Here is a 16,863-nt window from a genome sequence, read left to right as displayed (position 1 = left end):
ATAACTACTGTTAGCGAAATACTCTACTCATAACTTGCCTTCGGTAACTGCTTTGTCTGTTGGGCTTTGTACAAGAGAAATTGCACGAAATTGACCACTTCCTGTTGTTCTTCAGTCGGAAGCAGCCGCAGATTTTCTAATAGGGTTTATTCGATATTCATGCTTTGTATCATTATTTTTTTCCTTCAGCTTTGTTAGCGGGAGTCACTACTTTTTTAGTGTGAATCTTTGGAAGTTGGCTGCTTTCTTCTTCCAAACAAACCAGACATACTTAAACCAGTCACTAACAAGCCAATCATTCCCAAGCCGTTCAAAATCGGGTAAATAGCTTGCAGGTGAAATATTTCACCTGTATGAATTTTCAATAAAAATCTCGATGAAATTTCTATACCCAGCGGCCACTCTCGGACAATTGTGATCACCATTCCAGTCAACACAGTCAGCGCGATCGGCAAAGCAACAATAAGGCCTAGAATGCGGTGGTACTTGCGAAATGCTCTCTTCATAGTGGTTGAAAATTTTGGAATACTGAGGTTATATAAGGAGCGAGCGTTGAGTGCTTGTTTCTGAGTAATTGCGATCGCAGAACTCTCACAGGACTTACGCACTCCGACGCAGAGAAACCGGATATTTTAACTTTTATTCAAGGTTTGAACCAATTACCGGGGTTAAAAAACTCGGTTTCTGCGTCGGAGACTTTAGAATCAAGCACTCAACACTGAAATTTAAGACTTAGGAATGCTACTGATCGTCTTTTCCAGCGACTGCAATTGAGTCAGCACTTGGTCTTTACTTGGCTTAGACTTTTTGAGATCGCCCATTACTTTGTCTGTAGTCTCTTCAACTGCATCGTAGCTTTTAGGAGCTTTAGCTTTGATACCGTCTTCTACTTTCTTCCAGGCATTCTCAAATTTGTCAAATTCGGTTTTGGCTTTGGCAAAATTTCCAGCCTGAACTGCTGCTTTGGTACTGGAAACCACACCACTCAATTCTGCATAGTTTCCCTGCGATGCTGGTTTCTCAGTTTTTACAGCAGTAGCAGCAGGAACCGGGGCGGATGAAGTTTGCGGAGTGGAAGCTTCCTTAGCGCTGTCGCAACCAGCTAAAGCTAGAAGGCTGATGGCGCTAAGGACAAGGATTTGATTAAAACGAGCCATAAACAATCCTCACATAGATCGATACTAGAATCTATTGTGTCACAAAGAAATCATATCGGTGGGAATAAATCAACATCCTGCAGGATAGTAAATTTGGATGCGGGAAGTCGGCTGATAGTTGGGTAGGTTTGGTAGGTTTGGGTTGAGGGAGGAAACGCCACTAGATGATGGTTTGCGACTGTTGGCCTGAATCCAGTACAACCCAACCTACTGAGTAGCCTCTGGTGTGTTTTATGTTCAGAAAGCTAATTCGGGCGATCGAAATTCCTGATTTTATGGACCATAATCAACACAGATAATTAAGCCGATTACTAATTCTTGCACAACCGTTTCATAAACTTTTCCGATACATCTGACAAATCGCTCAGTAGTTACACTCCGAACTTGCAAAACCTTCCTTGCTGAGTCTGCGTCTAAACAATTTTCTTCAGTTAGCTGAATCAGAATCATGAAAGGGCGACTTTAAAATTTAGGTAGCAATATAGCCACAGGAATTATAATCAGAATGGGGATAGAACTAAACATTTCCGCACTACTCACAACCGCAGGACGTGTTTTCTAAATTTCTTGTTCTCGGGTGAGATAGAGTTGTTCTAGCCAAATCTATCCTCCTTTGGGGTTAGCAGTCATATTGTCAGAGGTCTATGATGCAACGCCGACTAAACATCTTTTTGGGAGCATCCCAAATGTGCAAAAACATTCCTACCACTCTCTGAAAGACTCATTCTGCCGTTAATTTTTGGAGCCAGTTGCAAAATTGGGATGCTCCCTCCTAACAACAACTTAAATTCGTTCCGGTGCAGCGGCGTTGTTAGACGGTGGGATGCTATGAAATTAAATTCCTGAAGTTGAAGAATGTAAAGGTTTTGCTATATATCGAGTACGCTCATAAATCTTTTGATATTTTTTAAATATTTCTCTATCCGAAACAACTTCAATCTGCTTGAGTTTACGATTCTCGTCAAGGCGGAATATAGCTAAACGCATATCATCAATAAGTATGAACCCGAAATTAAGAGGTTTTTCACAAATCGGAGGAAGTGATTCATGCAATTGCTTAGCCTCAACATATGAAACATTTATTCCATACCTGCGATGATATTCAATGACTTCACTTAATTTTTGCAATTCACTCAATTCATCAATTACAAATATCCGATTTACATCAGCCTGGTCAGTATCAATTTTGCTTTTGAGTGGAGACAGCAATCTTCTAGCATATTCTTGTGTCCATTCTTCTGGATTAATATAGCTAAAAGCATAGAACTTATTATCTAAGTCATACATCAATTTTTTCCAAATACTGTATATCTGCTCAGGAGGAAATATCAGTGAGCCATAATGCACTATATTAATTAATTTGCAAGCGGATTCAATTTCATTTGAAAGACGATCAACTTTTTCATTCAATCTCAATATTTCTTCAGTTAATCTAAGTTGACGAATATCTTTTTTACTGCTTATAACAAGCCATATAACAGTTATTGAAGCCGTCAAAGAGATAAAGAATACTGCAAATGTAAGTAATTGAACGCTTGGGCTGCTTGAAGTTATTCCAACTAAAACCGATCCTGTTGCAAAAACTAAAAGGATTCCAAATATAAACAAGTATTCGGGTTGAACTTTTAACCCTTGAATTATTTCTAGATGTGCACTATTTTTTTCTGAACTATTAGTATCTGTAGGCATCTATTTGAATGGGTTCCTAGAAGATGATATTTTCAGTTGAATCATAACTTTTCAATTATGCTAGCGTCCAGTATTTACTTCGATTCAAACTTGTCTCACCCTCCAGTAATGTCTCATATCAAATTCGGTTAATAGGCAGCACTATCAAAATCGGATAATCCAAGATGGGCGTTAGCTGGAGCATTTCTATTGTGTGTGCCATCAAACGGATTTGATATCACAGGTGAATAAAGGTATAGCGAGAGTTTCCAAGTTTCTACAGCCCAATTATGAAAGCGATCGCACCCACGTCTCACCCATCCCTAAAGATCATAACTTGCCCCATTCTGGGCTAACCACTGCTTACGATCGCACCAATCACTCACAATTTGCTCGACCCTATCGAGAACGCATGATTATGGTTCGATTCAATCAAATGCACCCACTCGTGAGCCACCACATACTCTATCATGGTTGGCGGTAGCATCGCCACTCGCCACTGAAAATATAAATCTCCCTTGTGCCCGCAGGAATCCCAGCGATAGCCTAAATCTCGCACTTGCACCGAACGGGGAGAAGCTTCGAGGCGTGAGACAACAGCAGCAATTTGTGTATCTAAAATCGAGGAAAGGCGATCGCAATACCATCTAATAAACGCTTCTCTCCCCTGCTTCTGGGCTTCCCGCTGCAATTCAAAGTGACTTTGATAGAATCTCAAGGGTGGCTTTCCCTTGACTCCATCCACCAGTTTGAGGCAATACCTGCGTCCCAGATAGTAAAATCCTTCGCCTGATACATATTCTTTAGCAGCAGTGGGAGGATTGAGGGATTCTTTCTCGATCAGTTTGCTGTAAATCCATAAACGCTTATCGTTGACAACTTTTTCTAATATTTCTATTGGCACTTCTGGGGGAGTTGCCAAAATTAATTTACCATCTCGTTCGATGGTGATGCCGATCGTGCGCCGTCTTTTTGTCTTTTATCTTTTTGAACTTCTATGCGATAGTTGTAGCCCTGTTCGGTGAGGAAGAGTTGGCGGTGTCGGGCAAAATCTTCCTCGCAAGTTTGTAGCGATACTAATGTATAAAAGCTGGCATTGTGCCCGTCGGCTTTGGGGCGGAGAATTCGTCCGAGGCGCTGCGCTTCTTCTTGGCGAGAACCATACTTTCCCGATACTTGAATTAAAACATCGGCATCGGGTAAATCGACGGCAAAATTGCCCACGCGAGATAGAATTAATCCGGGAATTTCTTTGTGACGGAATGCTTCGTATAACCGATCGCGCTCGGCCTGTTTTGTCTTTCCCGTAATCAGAGGCAAGTCGGTAATTTTGGCGATCGCATCCAACTGTTCGAGATACTCACCAATAATTAAAATCCGGTGTCCCGCCTCCTTTTGCAACAAACTTTGCACCACATCCAACTTAGCTGGATTTTCTGCAGCAATCCGAAACTGATTGCGGCGGGGCGCTAGGGCATATTCCATTTTTTCCGCCTCATTTTGGGCGACGCGGATTTCCGTACAATTGGCAGTCGCAATAAATCCCTGTCCTTCCAATTCGCGCCAAGGTACGTCATAGCGCTTAGGCCCAATCAACGTGAATACATCCCCTTCTTTCCCGTCTTCGCGAATCAATGTCGCAGTTAAACCTAACCTGCGTCGTGCTTGTAATTCAGCGGTGATCCGAAATATCGGTGCAGGTAATAGATGGACTTCATCATAAATAATCAGTCCCCACGATTGAGCGTTAAACAACTCGAAATGCGGGAATTCATCATCTTTATTCGATCGATAACTTAGCATTTGGTAAGTCGATAGGGTGACAGCAGCCGTCTGTTTGGTGACACTGCTGTACTCAGCGATCGCATCCTCAGTTAAACTCGTTTTGTCTAATATTTCCCTGCGCCACTGATGCACAGAAGTCAAACTGCTGGTGAGGATGAGTGTCTTTTGCTTTACCAAACTCATGGCTAACATCCCGACTATGGTTTTACCAGCCCCGCAGGGTAGGACGATCGTCCCGCTTCCACCTTTTACCTCCCCGTCCTGATAGAATGCCTCTGCTGCTTCTTGTTGATAAGCACGCAACTTAAAGGGCAAGTCTCCTAAAGTACGATCGCGCAAAGAAATCCCTAATTCGGCACCCTCGACATATCCAGCCAAATCTTCTGCCGGATAGCCCACCGCTAGTAAAGCTTGCTTGAGTACGCCGCGATTCCCGGCATCGACTTGAAAGCAAAGATCGGAGATGCGCTTGCCCAACATTGGTTTAACGCGATCGTCCCGTACCAGCAATTCCGCTAGGGGAAAATCGGCAATTCGCAGTTGTAAATCCGGGCTAGCCGCATCGATTCTTTCAATTACAGTTAATCCATACCGCGCCCCCAACAGTTCAATTTCCTGCGCTACGGACTCAGGAATGGGATACTTGGCATACTTTCGCAAAGCTGCGATCGCCTCTTCCACTGGCATTCCCGCCGCCCGCGCATTCCACACGCTGAGGGGCGTGATGCGATAGGTGTGGATGTGTTCGGGACTTTTGATTAATTCCGCAAAGGGGGCGATCGCTTCTCGCGCCTGTTGTGCTGTGGGGGCGTGAACTTCTAGTAAGATCGATCGATCGCTTTGCACGATCAAAGCATTTTCGGGAACATAATTCATAAGAAGAAGGAAGACGGAAGAAGGAAGACGGAAGAGGGAAGAAGGAAGAAGGAAGACGGAATAAGTTTGTTAGAACAGAAAAGTTTGGTTTATTTGCTCCAGTCCATGTTATAAGGTGCGTCGCGATTGAGATTGTCGATCTTTTTTTTAGGATTTATCGCCAGGGACGCACCCTACAAATACTCAAAGTCCCCCTTTTTAAGGGGGATTTAGGGGGATCGGGACTCAGCTAGAAACGAAAGATAAAAAGGTTGTCGGGTGATTTTTGACACTAATAGTATCAAGTGTACTATTTATCCCGCTGGGGTAAGACGTAGCCGAGCTGCCGCAGGGCGTTGCGAAATTTAGTTTCCTGGGATAATGGAACTGCTAAAGTGCGATCGCCCGCTAGCTGACAGAATTTTTTAGTACGGGAATCATTGGCAATCAACACAGCTAAATGGGCGTTTTTACATTCGATTAACTTGACAGTTCCTGCATCTTGCAAACTATTCGATCGTTCTGTAACATCCGTCAGAAATTGCTGTACGGTTTCGGGTAGCGGTTCGATACTTCTGGTCTCTAAAACTTCTTTAAATTCTGCTAGCGGGTATCCGGCTTCTATGGCAGTAAATAGCTTTTGTCTATCGAGTTGCCAGACGACATCTGAAACTTTTTTAGCATAGAGATCGAGGACGATCGCATCTGATGCCGCGATGCCTTCTCCTGCTACAACAATATCTAAATTGGGCAGTACGCGGAGTGTTTGACGAAACTCAATTGCTGGCGCGGTGTAATTGTCAGTCAATCCCAAACAGTAAGCCCCCAAAGCTGTCAGGCGAAAAGATATTAAGCCGTCGTAGCGGCTGAGAAATCTCAAATCGTCCGTTCCCCAAAGATCGTCAAAATCGCTGGGGATGAGGGACGGATCGGCATAGGCAACATCAATTATTCCCAGGGTAGCAACATATTCAAACAACAGGCAGCGCATATATCTTTCTTGCAGAATATGCCAATCGTGACTGCCCGAATATCCTAAGTTACCATACCCAAATTCAGAAATATAGAGATTGTCGGGATCGCGCGTTACTTCAAACCGATTGCCCGTTGCCAACATATACCTGCTAAATTCGCTAAACAGAACCCATTTACCGACAGGACATTCTACTAGCCTTGAGGCGATCGCCTCTCTCCGCCCCGCCACCGCTGTCATGCCGCGCGCGCCCTTGCCCGTTTGTCCTTTAATCGCATCAATGCGGCGAAATTCATCAAAAGTGTTTGTTTTTAACCAGCGCTTCCATGCTGTCTGTAATCCTTTGGCAGATGATTCTTGCAAAGCTTTCTGTCCCGCTTTGGTCAAAACTAGCTTTTTGCCCGATAGTTCGGCGAATTTGCTTGCTTGGGCGATCGGGGCCCAAGCAAAGGATTTGATGTTACCAACCTCGTAGAATATATCGCCCTTTTCCACGGTAGCTTGGCGCTGTTCGTCGTTATAAAAATCACCCCCTTGCAATACGGCGGCGATCGCTTTCAGAGTTGCGGCACCAGGTAATGCGGTTTTTTCACTAACGGCAACTTTGCCCGACTGAATCAGACGCAAAACTGCTTCCAAATCCTTTGGGGCTGCCCGTTCCATTTCACAAATAGTCAAAGGAAGTTCGTACTCGGATACCTCTCTTTGAGATGTACGAAAGTTATGTTTTTCTACACGAATTATAAAATTATCTGGCAGTACATCGCCAAGCAGATTTAAGGAATTTCCTTGAGGTTTTGGCACAAACTTCAGCAATTTTTCTTCAAGATCGTAGGGTATCGCAGTGCCGTAGAAGAACAAGCATAGTAGGGATGGTTCTCGGTTGTATCCATAGCGATCGCTCTTTCCCCAGTTTGGTTGTTGTCCGTATTTCGCCATAAATACATCGGCATCATAGCCACCACTTGACCCATGTATAACTTCCGCTACGGCGGCTTTTTGCAGGTCGTCTAATTGCGCCCAAACTTGCTTGAGTTTTTCTCCCTGCATTTGCTGTTTAATCCCAGCAACCAGGTCAGCTTTGCGGGTTAATTTACGATCTCCCGACAACAGTGCATACAGCTTTTTTAAATCTTCAACAACTATTCCTTCGAGTGCCTCTTGGAGGGTAGTAACATCATCTAGGGTTTGGTAACGCGGCATAATTTTTGGCAATTCGCCTGCTGCAAAATTGTTTGTGCTACCCAATATAACAACTTTCCGAATTTTGTAACTTGAATTTTTGTTACAAGTTTCCCGATTATGGTTTAATATTTATTGTTAAACACACTCGATTTTTATCTAATCAAGTACAGAAGTAGGCGATAGAAAAAACTCGTAATTACACAACTACTCTAGAAGGTAGAGTGCGTCGCTACCAACAATCTCAAAGGATCTTCAATATCTCGTGGCGACGCACCATACAATTAGTCGATCGAAACTGATAGAGTGTAACTAGCGCCTCCTCGTTCTGTACCAACAACTATCTGATATTTTCCCGTCTGGGGCAATTCTCCAGACCAACTTTTTTCCCCTTCAACTACGGCGTTTGTATTGGGATCGACAATCTTAAAAACAGCATTTCCCTCAACTGATTGGATCTCAACATTCATGGTTTGACCTTCTTTGGCGTTAATCAGATAAATCATGACTTCGCCGCGCGCTACTCCTCCTTTTACTTCCGCTGAACTAGCACTGCGCTTAAACTGAATCTCCTGCTGGCGCTGACTCATTAAAATCGCCGGTTTTTCCGGGCTGTTGGTGGCGGGAATATTGCGGGATACAGCTTTGACTGAAGCAGGAATAATTGCCAAGGTGCTTAAGCCGATTATCAAAATATTTATCGGGTGTTTGAAAGTTTTTGCTTGTTTGTTCATGAGAGTATAACACTCTTGTGAAATGGATTTACTTGTATGATTATAGCTGACTCGCCTTGTCTGCGTGCGATGTCCCTTGTCGCTCGACTAATTTTAGATTTGGCAAACTGTCAATCGATTGGAAATTTAAAATTTTAGATTGAAGCCTAAGATGTGAGATAATTTTGTACGCTCGGGACTTACGCATTACTGTAAAGTTGCCTGCGGGCCCAGAAAAGTAAGATCGCCCGTCAGCCGTGTTACTAAAAAAAATGCCATTCCACGACACACAAAAACCTTCAGAAACCTGGTTTCTTGACAAAAGACTACGCTTTCAAACATATTTACCGACAAGAAACCCGGTTCCTGACCAACTGTGCGTAAGTTCTATTTGCACAATTCCTAATTATCACAAACCAGACGATATGACTCAAAACCCAACCGCAACCTATCGCACTGAAAGCGACTCGATGGGAGACAAACAAATCCCATCTAATGTCTACTACGGCATCCAAACCCTGCGCGCAGTGGAAAATTTTCCTATCAGCGGCATTAAGCCTTTATCAACATACGTTGATGCTTGTGTTTTAATTAAAAAAGCAACAGCGATCGCTAATGGCGAACTCGGCTGCATTCCCCAAGACATCAGTCAAGCAATTGTGCAAGCAGCAGATGAAATCCTAGCGGGCAAATTGCGCGACCAATTTGTAGTTGATGTCTACCAAGCTGGGGCTGGAACTTCTCACCACATGAATGTTAATGAAGTTCTTTCAAATCGCGCTTTAGAAATTATGGGCGAGGAAAAAGGCAACTACAAGCGCGTCAGTCCTAACGATCATGTAAACTACGGTCAATCGACCAATGATGTGATTCCGACTGCGATTCGGATCGGCGGATTGTTGGCGTTAGAAAAGACTCTGTTTCCGGCTTTGTCGGAGGCCGTAGTTGCCCTAGAAAACAAAGCCGAAGAATTCAAAGATATTGTTAAATCCGGCCGCACTCATATGCAAGATGCCGTACCGGTTCGACTCGGCGATACCTTCGGCGCTTGGGCCCAAATTCTCAGAGAACATACATTGAGAATTGACAGGGCATCCGATGATTTGACATCCCTGGGATTGGGGGGAAGTGCGGCAGGAACAGGCTTAAATACTCATCCTGAATACTGTCAAAAAGTTGCTGAAATTCTCTCAGAATTAATCGACCAACCCCTGAAACCAGCAAGGCATTTAATGGCGGCTATGCAGAGTATGGCGCCGTTTGTAAATGTGTCCGGTGCACTGCGAAATCTCGCTCAGGATTGCGTTAAAATCTCCCATGACTTGCGTTTAATGGACTCCGGGCCGAAAACGGGTTTGAAAGAAATTCAACTGCCTCCCGTGCAACCGGGTTCGTCAATTATGCCGGGAAAATACAATCCTGTGATGGCAGAAATGACATCGATGGTGTGTTTTCAAGTTATGGGTTACGATAGCGCGATCGCCCTGGCCGCCCAAGCGGGACAATTAGAATTGAACGTGATGATGCCCTTGATTGCCTACAATCTCATTCACAGCATCGAAATTTTGGGCAATACCATCAGCGCTTTGACTGCACAATGCCTCGCCAAAATTGAAGCTAAGGGCGATCGATGTCTCGCTTATGCTGAAGGTAGTCTCGCCCTCGTTACCGCCCTCAACACTCACATCGGCTATCTCAACGCCGCCGCCGTCGCCAAAGAATCTCTAGAAACAGGCAAATCTTTGCGGCAAATTGTGCTAGAACGGGGTTTAATGAGTGCAGAAGACTTGGCAAAAGTTCTAGATTTAGAGAAAATGAGTGCGATGCCAACATCTTCTGCTAACGTTTAGGATCTCACAGGTATCAGCTAGAAACTAGAAGGCTGAACTCGATTTTATTGTGCCTTCTGCCTTCTGCCTTCTAATTTCTGCCTAAGCCCTGTCACAGGTTAAAGTTAAACAATTCAGAATTCAATTTTTTTAGATTTAATTCTGATTTTTTTTATAGTCTAAAGTTTGGGGGCAAAATTTATGCGCGCAGGTTCTTTTGCAAAATTAACTCAAGATAAAGAGAACACAACTCAAGTGACATTTCATTATGTGGAAGGTCACGCAGAAACGTTTACTATTCCGATGCCTGCACAAGAATTCCAAGAGGAAGTGCTGACTTTGTTGAGTCAACCTTGGTTAACTTTCCATTTAGCCGATCAAACGGTTTTTATCTGCACAGCCAGGGTGGTAAAAGTAGAAGTAAAACCCGCGATTCCCGACCTGCAAGGCCAAGGAATATTCTCTAACGCGCTGCGAGTTAGTACCATGCAGCGGGCTGCTGTTGGTAGATTGCCGATGAATACTTAGGGTTCATTTGTATTGAGATTATTCTTGGTAACGCACGCGCAGATCACCCTGCTTAGGGTGTTCCGTGTCTGCGTTACATTGAGATTATTCCCGATAGATAACCAATTACCAATTAATTCATAATTATGTCTGCTGTTAGTTTAATTCGTGCCAATTCATACGATCGCCAAATCTTGCAAACCTCTTTAGAAAGTTTGCTGGCACCCTTGGGCGGAATTTCGGCTTTTGTCAAATCGGGCGATCGGGTTTTACTCAAACCAAATCTCCTCACCGGTTCTCGCCCTACAAAAGAATGTGTCACCCGCCCGGAATTGGTTTACTGCGTCGCTAAAATGGTGATTGAAGCGGGAGGAAAACCGTTTTTAGGTGATAGTCCAGCTTTTGGCAGCGCAATGGGTGTAGCCAAAGCCAACGGTTATTTGCCGCTGTTGGAAGAACTGAATTTGCCTGTAGTTGAGTTTCAAGGAAAACGCTACGAAACTGTCAGCCAAGATTTCAACCATCTGCGAATTTGCAAAGAAGCTATGGAAGCGGATGTAGTTATTAATTTGCCAAAGCTAAAATCTCACGTTCAATTAACCGTGACAATGGGCGTGAAAAATTTGTTCGGCTGCGTCCCCGGCAAAATGAAGGCTTGGTGGCACATGGAAGCTGGTAAAGATAGTGCCAGATTCGGTGAAATGCTGGTAGAAACTGCCCGGACAATTAACCCAAATTTGACAATTTTGGATGGCATTATCGGTCACGAAGGTAACGGGCCAAGCGGCGGCGAACCTAAGTTTTTGGGAATTTTGGCGGCCTCTGATGATGTGTTTGCTTTGGACAGAACTTTAGTTGATATTATTAATGCCGATCCGGCGGCGGTTCCCACTGTAGCTGCGGCGATGAGATTGGGACTTTGCTCGAATTTAGAGGATCTTGATTTTCCGCTTTTGCAGCCGGAAACTCTCAAGGTTTTGGATTGGAAGTTGCCCGAAACCATGATGGCGATCGACTTCGGTATGCCCCGCGTGGTGAAGTCGGCTTTCAAACACCTTTATATCCGGTTTATTAAAGAAAAGTTCAGCATCAAGGCTTCGCATTAGCGAAGACAGAAGGGTAAAATTTCTTTTTTTTATTCCTTCTGCTTTCCATTGCTAATTGTAAAGAAATATTATTATTAATTTACAACATATCTATTTATGTAAAGTTTTAATAAATTTATTATAAGTTTATGGTTTAAGTAGGTAAGCGGGATTAAACCGCATAATGTAACACTATGTAAACAGGTTTAAGTCAGCCAGTAAGTAGGTAGGCGGGACTAAACCGTATAATGTAACACTATGTAAACAGGCTTAAGTCAGCCAGTAGAGAGCATTTGGAGACTTGGCCTTCATTTGCCTAGGGGCGTTTTTTCGCGCCGACTTACTTAAAGCATTTGCCTCGCCGTACTCGAAACTCGCGCTCATTCTTGCTAGCTAGAAGCAGTTAGATAATTTCATTTAAGTATAAACACTTGTAACAGCCCTTGTTTTAACCAAATTTACCCTATAATTGCGCTTTTCTTTATAATTGACCGCTCAATTATAAAGATTGAGTAAAGCTCGTAAAAGGTTATTGACAGTTATACGTAGATCGCAGATGATGGCGACATATCAAACAGACCTTACCTGAAATAATAAAGGTCTAATCCAGTTGCTGCCTCCATCTTAAGTATTAGATATCTCCCAAACAGAGTCTGAAATGTTGCTTGTATCAGGCGGCGAAATTTAAATTAGGTAGATGTCTGTTATATAGATCGATCAACAACCCTTGCCAAGTACAGCAAAGATTCACTACCGCATCAGTAAAAACTTAAAATCAGGACCTACCTCACTTATGCTTACTAACAACAATCTGACAATCGTACAGCCACTAAAAGCAAAGTTTTTGCCAAACAGCGAAGTTTTACTGACCCGCAAATTGATAGAAGCAGTTGGTGAGTTAGCCACGTATTGGTCTGGTTCAATTACTGTGATAATGGAAGAAACGAAAGAAGACAACGACCAGATGGATGCAAAAATATTCAAACTTAATGAATTGCCATTCAAACTGGAAATAATTTCTTTTGATCAAATCACCCCAGCTTTACTACATCAGCATCAGAGTGCGCTGGTATTGGCAGCCCCGGAATACAGACAGAACCATATCAGTCAAGTGTGTAAAATAGCGGGAGTACCGTGTATTTACGTTTCCGAATACAGTCTGAAAACTCGCAAACAGATCGTGAATGTGAGTACGAAAAATCCCCTGATCCGCTTGCGGAGAATGATCTGGACTTACAGCCAGGAATATAAGCAGCGCAAGGCGATCGCAATGGCAGAGGGATTGCAGTGCAACGGCACCCCTACATACCAAGAATACAAACATCTCAATCGCAACCCACAGTTGTTCTTGGACACGCGGATTAGAGAGGATATGTTAGCAACAGAAGCTGACATTGAACGACGCACTGAAAACCGCTCTCAAGATATGCCTCTCCGGCTAGTATTCTCAGGTCGCCTAATTAAGATGAAAGGGGCCGATCATTTACTTGAGGTCGCTAGAGAGCTCAAACAACTGAATGTGAAATTTGAAATGTTCATCAGTGGTATTGGTGACTTAGAAGAGATGATGCACCAGCAAATAGATGCAAATCAACTTAATGATTGCGTGAAAATGCTCGGAGTGCCTGACTTTAAAACAGATTTTTTCCCCTTTGTTAAGAACAATATTGATTTGTTTGTTTGCTGTCACCGGCAGGGCGATCCTTCTTGTACTTACATAGAAACTATGGCTGCTGGCGTGCCGATTGTTGGGTATGCTAACGAAGCATTCCAGGGAATTGCAGAAATGTCGGAGGCAGGATGGGTTGTGCCAATGAATCAGCCTAAACAGATGGCGAAGAAAATTGCAGAACTTAGCCACAACCGGGAAGAAATTACATCAATGTCATTAAAGTCCCTGAAGTTTGCTCAACAGCACACATTTGAGAAGACTTTTCAAGCGCGCATAAAACATATGCAGGCTATTGCCTATTCAACGCTGCCTAATCAAGTCACCGAAAGTCAAGTAAGTGATGCTCCAGATATGGTTTTGGCGTACAGTCAACTGCCTTAAGAATCTTCTGCCTATGATTGAGACAGGCTTCATTAAGGTAGTCACGGAAATTGGAGGTATCGTAAACGCAATGCTTGAGGTGAGCGATCGCCATTAGAATTAGATGTTTTTTTCAAACTTAATAGCATCAAACTCGACTGGGCGATCGCACTTCTTCCATAGGTTTTCAAATCTCAACGGGCTACATTTTCTGACCAACTACCAGATCCCATAGCAACCCTAAACCATTGAGCAACCAACTCATTTTCCTTTCCACGGGAACTGGCAAAAGTAACAGTGGTTTGAGTTGAAATCTTGTTAAATCAACGGCTTCATTATTTACATATATGCACAACTGCTTTTATTAGTATCATAGCCTAGAGACCTACCATGTTGATAACTTAATATATCCTTGAATTAGTGCTTAATTATTGACAACATACAAACTTAGTCACACCCAGCTAGTAGAAGGTGTATTTTTTTATAAAAACTGATAGAGTTAAGTTAAATGCGTTAGCTTAAATTGGATGTTACCTGAAAACCCCACCTTAGCAATTTTATTCCTAAAAATTCATAAGTTTTAGGTATTCATCTGCTGTGTTTAGCATCCCCCAATTATCACTCACACATAATCTCCCGGATCGATATAACATAATTGGTTATTAGTAAGTCCATTACCTAAGTAAGGCAAACTAAAATGCAGCAAAATCAACAGTGCTTAAGCCCTACCCTCACCTGTCCGATATCGGGACAGAGTATGAAACCGTGGCTATTTATACCCGGTGATTGGCGCAGACCTAGAAATAAAGAGTCATTTCAATTGTACTGGTGCGAAAAGTCACAACTTGGATGCATTCATCCTCTACCCGAACTCAACAAAATCGCCAGCTTCTACGACATCGATGAGTATTATACTCATCATATAGACTTTACAGGCTTTGTATCTGCCTCTTCTATTTCTTTCTTCGATAAATTGCGTACCCATCTAGCTTGGCGTTTCGATCGCGGAGTAGATGTCACAAGTAAATGGTGGAAGCAACAGTTCGGGACTGCTTCCTCCTCGATCTTAGAAATTGGTTGCGCCAACGGACATCTGCTGCAAGAACTGCAAGCAGATGGTCACAAAGTGTGGGGCGTAGAACCCGATCGACAAGCTTTGGTTTTGGCCCAGCAGCAGCGAGGCCTTAATGTATTTTATGGTACTGCAGAATCTTTGCCCCCGGAAGTCCGGTCTAGACAGTACGACATAATTGTGATGAACCATGTACTCGAACATACCAGAGATCCTTTACTTGCACTCCGCAATGCCATGCAGTTACTCGTGGATGGTGGCAAATTGGTAATGGAAGTACCAAATAACTCTTGTATTGGGCTGAAATCATCAGGGATTACATGGATGCATCTAGATGTACCAAGGCATTTGTATTTCTTCACACCGCAGAGCTTTCACGCTATCTGTCAACAAGTAGGATTTGAGATAATTTCTACCCAATTTAATGGCTACTATCGCCAATTCGATAACACTTGGATCGATGATGAAAGAAAAATTTTCCGTCTGTTCGATTCAATGGCACCTCATCAGATAGTAAAGTCCAAAGAAAACAGTAAAGTCCAAGCTTGGAAGCTACTGCTGAAAACAATTTTTGCTGCTGATGAAAACAAGTACGATTCTATCCGGATTGTGGCCCAAAAACCATAGCTCGATCGAGGTAAGGGCAATAAATTTTTGGTTTGATTATCAAGTTTGGTTGCACACTCGCCATACTTTGGCTATCTCCTGAGATCGTCGCCCATGCCAGGAGTACAGTCACACCAAATGCGACTATTGACCCAGCAATCCACCTGACTCGATCGAGACTGACCCACCAACTTTGTTTGTAAGGTGTGCAGTCCGCAGCTTACTGCATAGATAATGCAAAAATTGCTTTCTGGCGTAATATTGTTTGCGGTTGCATCGGCATAATATATTTGGATCGTGTCAGTGGGATATCTTAAGCTCGCGATTTGGGTAGCGAGTTTAAGATATCCCACTATAATTCCGATGCCACCGGATTTGATATAAGTTTTCTTGAATATGCGATCGCAGTTGCACCTCAAAACGATTAGTTACGATGTGTTTGCTTTTTTCTTGTGAGCACCCATAATGCACAAGAAACTTTTAAATTTCAACCATATAATACTTCTTCTACAGGCGGCGTCGCGTCTGTGGGGTCGAACTTTTTGATTTTCAAAGCTTGTAGCAAAAACAACCAGATATAAAGCGGATTCAAAAAAACATACCGCTGCCAAAGGCGCCGAGGTTCTTTGATCATCCGAAACAGCCATTCCAAACCTATCTTAGATAAAAACTCAGGAGATTTAGCCAAATTACCAGCATGAAAATCGTAAGCAGCACCTACAGCAATCAGCGGCATTGATAAGTCATCCCGGTATTCGTAAGCCCAGACTTCTTGTCGCGGACACCCCAAACCGACAAAAGTAATTGCTGCACCGCTGTTGCGAATTTGCTGTGCAATTTCTTGCTTCTCTTGGGGCGAAACTTGCCTAAATTTAGAAGGCTGAGTTCCAGCAATAATTAACTTGGGAAAACGCTGGCAGAGATTGGAACATAAAGCCTCGAGTACAGAAGCTTGAGAGCCGTACAAATAGATAGGTAATCCTTCTTCTGCCGCACGTTCGCAGATTTGTAACATCGCATTTGGCCCGCAAACTCTATCGGGCAATTCCGTATGGTATAACCAATTTAACGCCCACCTGACCGGCTGTCCGTCTGGCAATACTAAGTCAATGTGATTAATCCGATAACGATGAGTGCTGTCGAGAACCCCAGTCATTACCCCGTGAACCGCGAGAGCAGAAACTGACATTGGTTTTCCGGCGCTGGCTGCCGCAATAATTTTGCTAACAGCCGCTTCATAATTAACGGCATTTACTAATATGCCGAGTACATTCTTTTTCCCTTTATCAATCATGGAACACCTCTTTAAGCCAACGCTCGCGGTTACAGCCATAAATCTCCCCTAAGATTTGTTTAACTTTGTATTCTTCAATCGTTTACCTAAATTCCCAGCACATTC

14 protein-coding genes are annotated in these 16,863 nt (G+C 43.3%); 5 read left to right on the top strand and 9 right to left on the bottom strand.

All coding sequences use genetic code 11. The features are described 5' to 3' along the window. Nucleotides 1-23 precede the first annotated feature (23 nt). The 8 genes from QUA53_RS29210 to QUA53_RS12650 form a co-directional block, all read right to left on the bottom strand. Nucleotides 24-131, bottom strand: coding sequence for a hypothetical protein (locus QUA53_RS29210; protein WP_445304952.1), 108 nt, complete (start codon nt 129-131; stop codon nt 24-26). Between the two features lie 84 nt (nt 132-215). After that, complete coding sequence (locus QUA53_RS12680; protein ID WP_333097614.1) at nt 216-506, bottom strand: peptidase; 291 nt, start codon at nt 504-506, stop codon at nt 216-218. Between the two features lie 219 nt (nt 507-725). Further along, nucleotides 726-1,157, bottom strand: a complete 432-nt coding sequence (locus QUA53_RS12675) for a hypothetical protein (protein ID WP_333097615.1) — start codon at nt 1,155-1,157, stop codon at nt 726-728. A gap of 834 nt (nt 1,158-1,991) precedes the next feature. Continuing rightward, a complete protein-coding gene (locus tag QUA53_RS12670) occupies nt 1,992-2,846 on the bottom strand; it encodes a hypothetical protein (protein ID WP_333097617.1) in 855 nt (284 codons plus the stop codon). Nucleotides 2,847-3,207: 361 nt separating this feature from the next. Continuing rightward, nucleotides 3,208-3,747 carry a SprT family zinc-dependent metalloprotease gene (locus QUA53_RS12665; protein WP_333097619.1) on the bottom strand — a complete coding sequence of 180 codons (540 nt, stop codon included), beginning with the start codon at nt 3,745-3,747 and terminating at the stop codon, nt 3,208-3,210. Between the two features lie 2 nt (nt 3,748-3,749). Next, a complete protein-coding gene (locus QUA53_RS12660; RefSeq protein ID WP_333097621.1) occupies nt 3,750-5,486 on the bottom strand; it encodes a DNA repair helicase XPB in 1,737 nt (578 codons plus the stop codon). Nucleotides 5,487-5,775: 289 nt separating this feature from the next. Then, the gene (locus QUA53_RS12655; RefSeq protein WP_333248876.1) at nt 5,776-7,686 is read right to left on the bottom strand and encodes a hypothetical protein; all 1,911 of its coding nucleotides are present in this window, start codon (nt 7,684-7,686) and stop codon (nt 5,776-5,778) included. 218 nt (nt 7,687-7,904) lie between these two features. After that, complete coding sequence (locus QUA53_RS12650) at nt 7,905-8,354, bottom strand: hypothetical protein (RefSeq protein WP_333097624.1); 450 nt, start codon at nt 8,352-8,354, stop codon at nt 7,905-7,907. Nucleotides 8,355-8,758: 404 nt separating this feature from the next. On the opposite strand from QUA53_RS12650, the gene QUA53_RS12645 reads away from it, so the two are divergent. The 5 genes from QUA53_RS12645 to QUA53_RS12625 all read left to right on the top strand — a co-directional run bounded on the left by QUA53_RS12645 (nt 8,759) and on the right by QUA53_RS12625 (nt 15,485). After that, complete coding sequence (locus tag QUA53_RS12645) at nt 8,759-10,183, top strand: aspartate ammonia-lyase (protein WP_333097626.1); 1,425 nt, start codon at nt 8,759-8,761, stop codon at nt 10,181-10,183. Nucleotides 10,184-10,363: 180 nt separating this feature from the next. After that, on the top strand, nt 10,364-10,690 hold the full coding sequence (locus QUA53_RS12640; protein ID WP_333097628.1) for a hypothetical protein: 327 nt from the start codon (nt 10,364-10,366) through the stop codon (nt 10,688-10,690). A 125-nt stretch (nt 10,691-10,815) separates the two neighbouring features. Continuing rightward, the gene (locus QUA53_RS12635; protein ID WP_333097630.1) at nt 10,816-11,775 is read left to right on the top strand and encodes a DUF362 domain-containing protein; all 960 of its coding nucleotides are present in this window, start codon (nt 10,816-10,818) and stop codon (nt 11,773-11,775) included. 772 nt (nt 11,776-12,547) lie between these two features. Beyond that, entirely contained in the window at nt 12,548-13,807 is a 1,260-nt protein-coding gene (locus QUA53_RS12630) for a glycosyltransferase (RefSeq protein ID WP_333097632.1), read from the top strand. 736 nt (nt 13,808-14,543) lie between these two features. Continuing rightward, nucleotides 14,544-15,485, top strand: a complete 942-nt coding sequence (locus tag QUA53_RS12625) for a class I SAM-dependent methyltransferase (protein ID WP_333248873.1) — start codon at nt 14,544-14,546, stop codon at nt 15,483-15,485. A 466-nt stretch (nt 15,486-15,951) separates the two neighbouring features. On the opposite strand, the gene QUA53_RS12620 is transcribed toward QUA53_RS12625, so the two are convergent. Further along, nucleotides 15,952-16,797, bottom strand: a complete 846-nt coding sequence (locus tag QUA53_RS12620) for a WecB/TagA/CpsF family glycosyltransferase (protein WP_333097635.1) — start codon at nt 16,795-16,797, stop codon at nt 15,952-15,954. Nucleotides 16,798-16,863: the final 66 nt, after the last annotated feature.

The sequence above is a fragment of the Microcoleus sp. Pol12B3 genome (genome assembly GCF_036701355.1).
In the GTDB taxonomy this organism is placed as follows: domain Bacteria; phylum Cyanobacteriota; class Cyanobacteriia; order Cyanobacteriales; family Microcoleaceae; genus Microcoleus.
The sequence above is the reverse complement of the archived record's forward strand: the minus strand, read 5'-3'. Positions and strand labels throughout refer to the sequence as shown.

Bases quoted from the DNA above. Each gene is read 5' to 3' on its own strand.
- QUA53_RS12680 (WP_333097614.1), bottom strand. From the start codon at position 506: ATGAAGAGAGCATTTCGCAAGTACCACCGCATTCTAGGCCTTATTGTT.
- QUA53_RS12630 (WP_333097632.1), top strand. From the start codon at position 12,548: ATGCTTACTAACAACAATCTGACAATCGTACAGCCACTAAAAGCAAAG.
- QUA53_RS12670 (WP_333097617.1), bottom strand. From the start codon at position 2,846: ATGCCTACAGATACTAATAGTTCAGAAAAAAATAGTGCACATCTAGAA.
- QUA53_RS12645 (WP_333097626.1), top strand. From the start codon at position 8,759: ATGACTCAAAACCCAACCGCAACCTATCGCACTGAAAGCGACTCGATG.
- QUA53_RS12635 (WP_333097630.1), top strand. From the start codon at position 10,816: ATGTCTGCTGTTAGTTTAATTCGTGCCAATTCATACGATCGCCAAATC.
- QUA53_RS12675 (WP_333097615.1), bottom strand. From the start codon at position 1,157: ATGGCTCGTTTTAATCAAATCCTTGTCCTTAGCGCCATCAGCCTTCTA.
- QUA53_RS12650 (WP_333097624.1), bottom strand. From the start codon at position 8,354: ATGAACAAACAAGCAAAAACTTTCAAACACCCGATAAATATTTTGATA.
- QUA53_RS12625 (WP_333248873.1), top strand. From the start codon at position 14,544: ATGAAACCGTGGCTATTTATACCCGGTGATTGGCGCAGACCTAGAAAT.
- QUA53_RS12640 (WP_333097628.1), top strand. From the start codon at position 10,364: ATGCGCGCAGGTTCTTTTGCAAAATTAACTCAAGATAAAGAGAACACA.
- QUA53_RS12660 (WP_333097621.1), bottom strand. From the start codon at position 5,486: ATGAATTATGTTCCCGAAAATGCTTTGATCGTGCAAAGCGATCGATCG.
- QUA53_RS12620 (WP_333097635.1), bottom strand. From the start codon at position 16,797: ATGGCTGTAACCGCGAGCGTTGGCTTAAAGAGGTGTTCCATGATTGAT.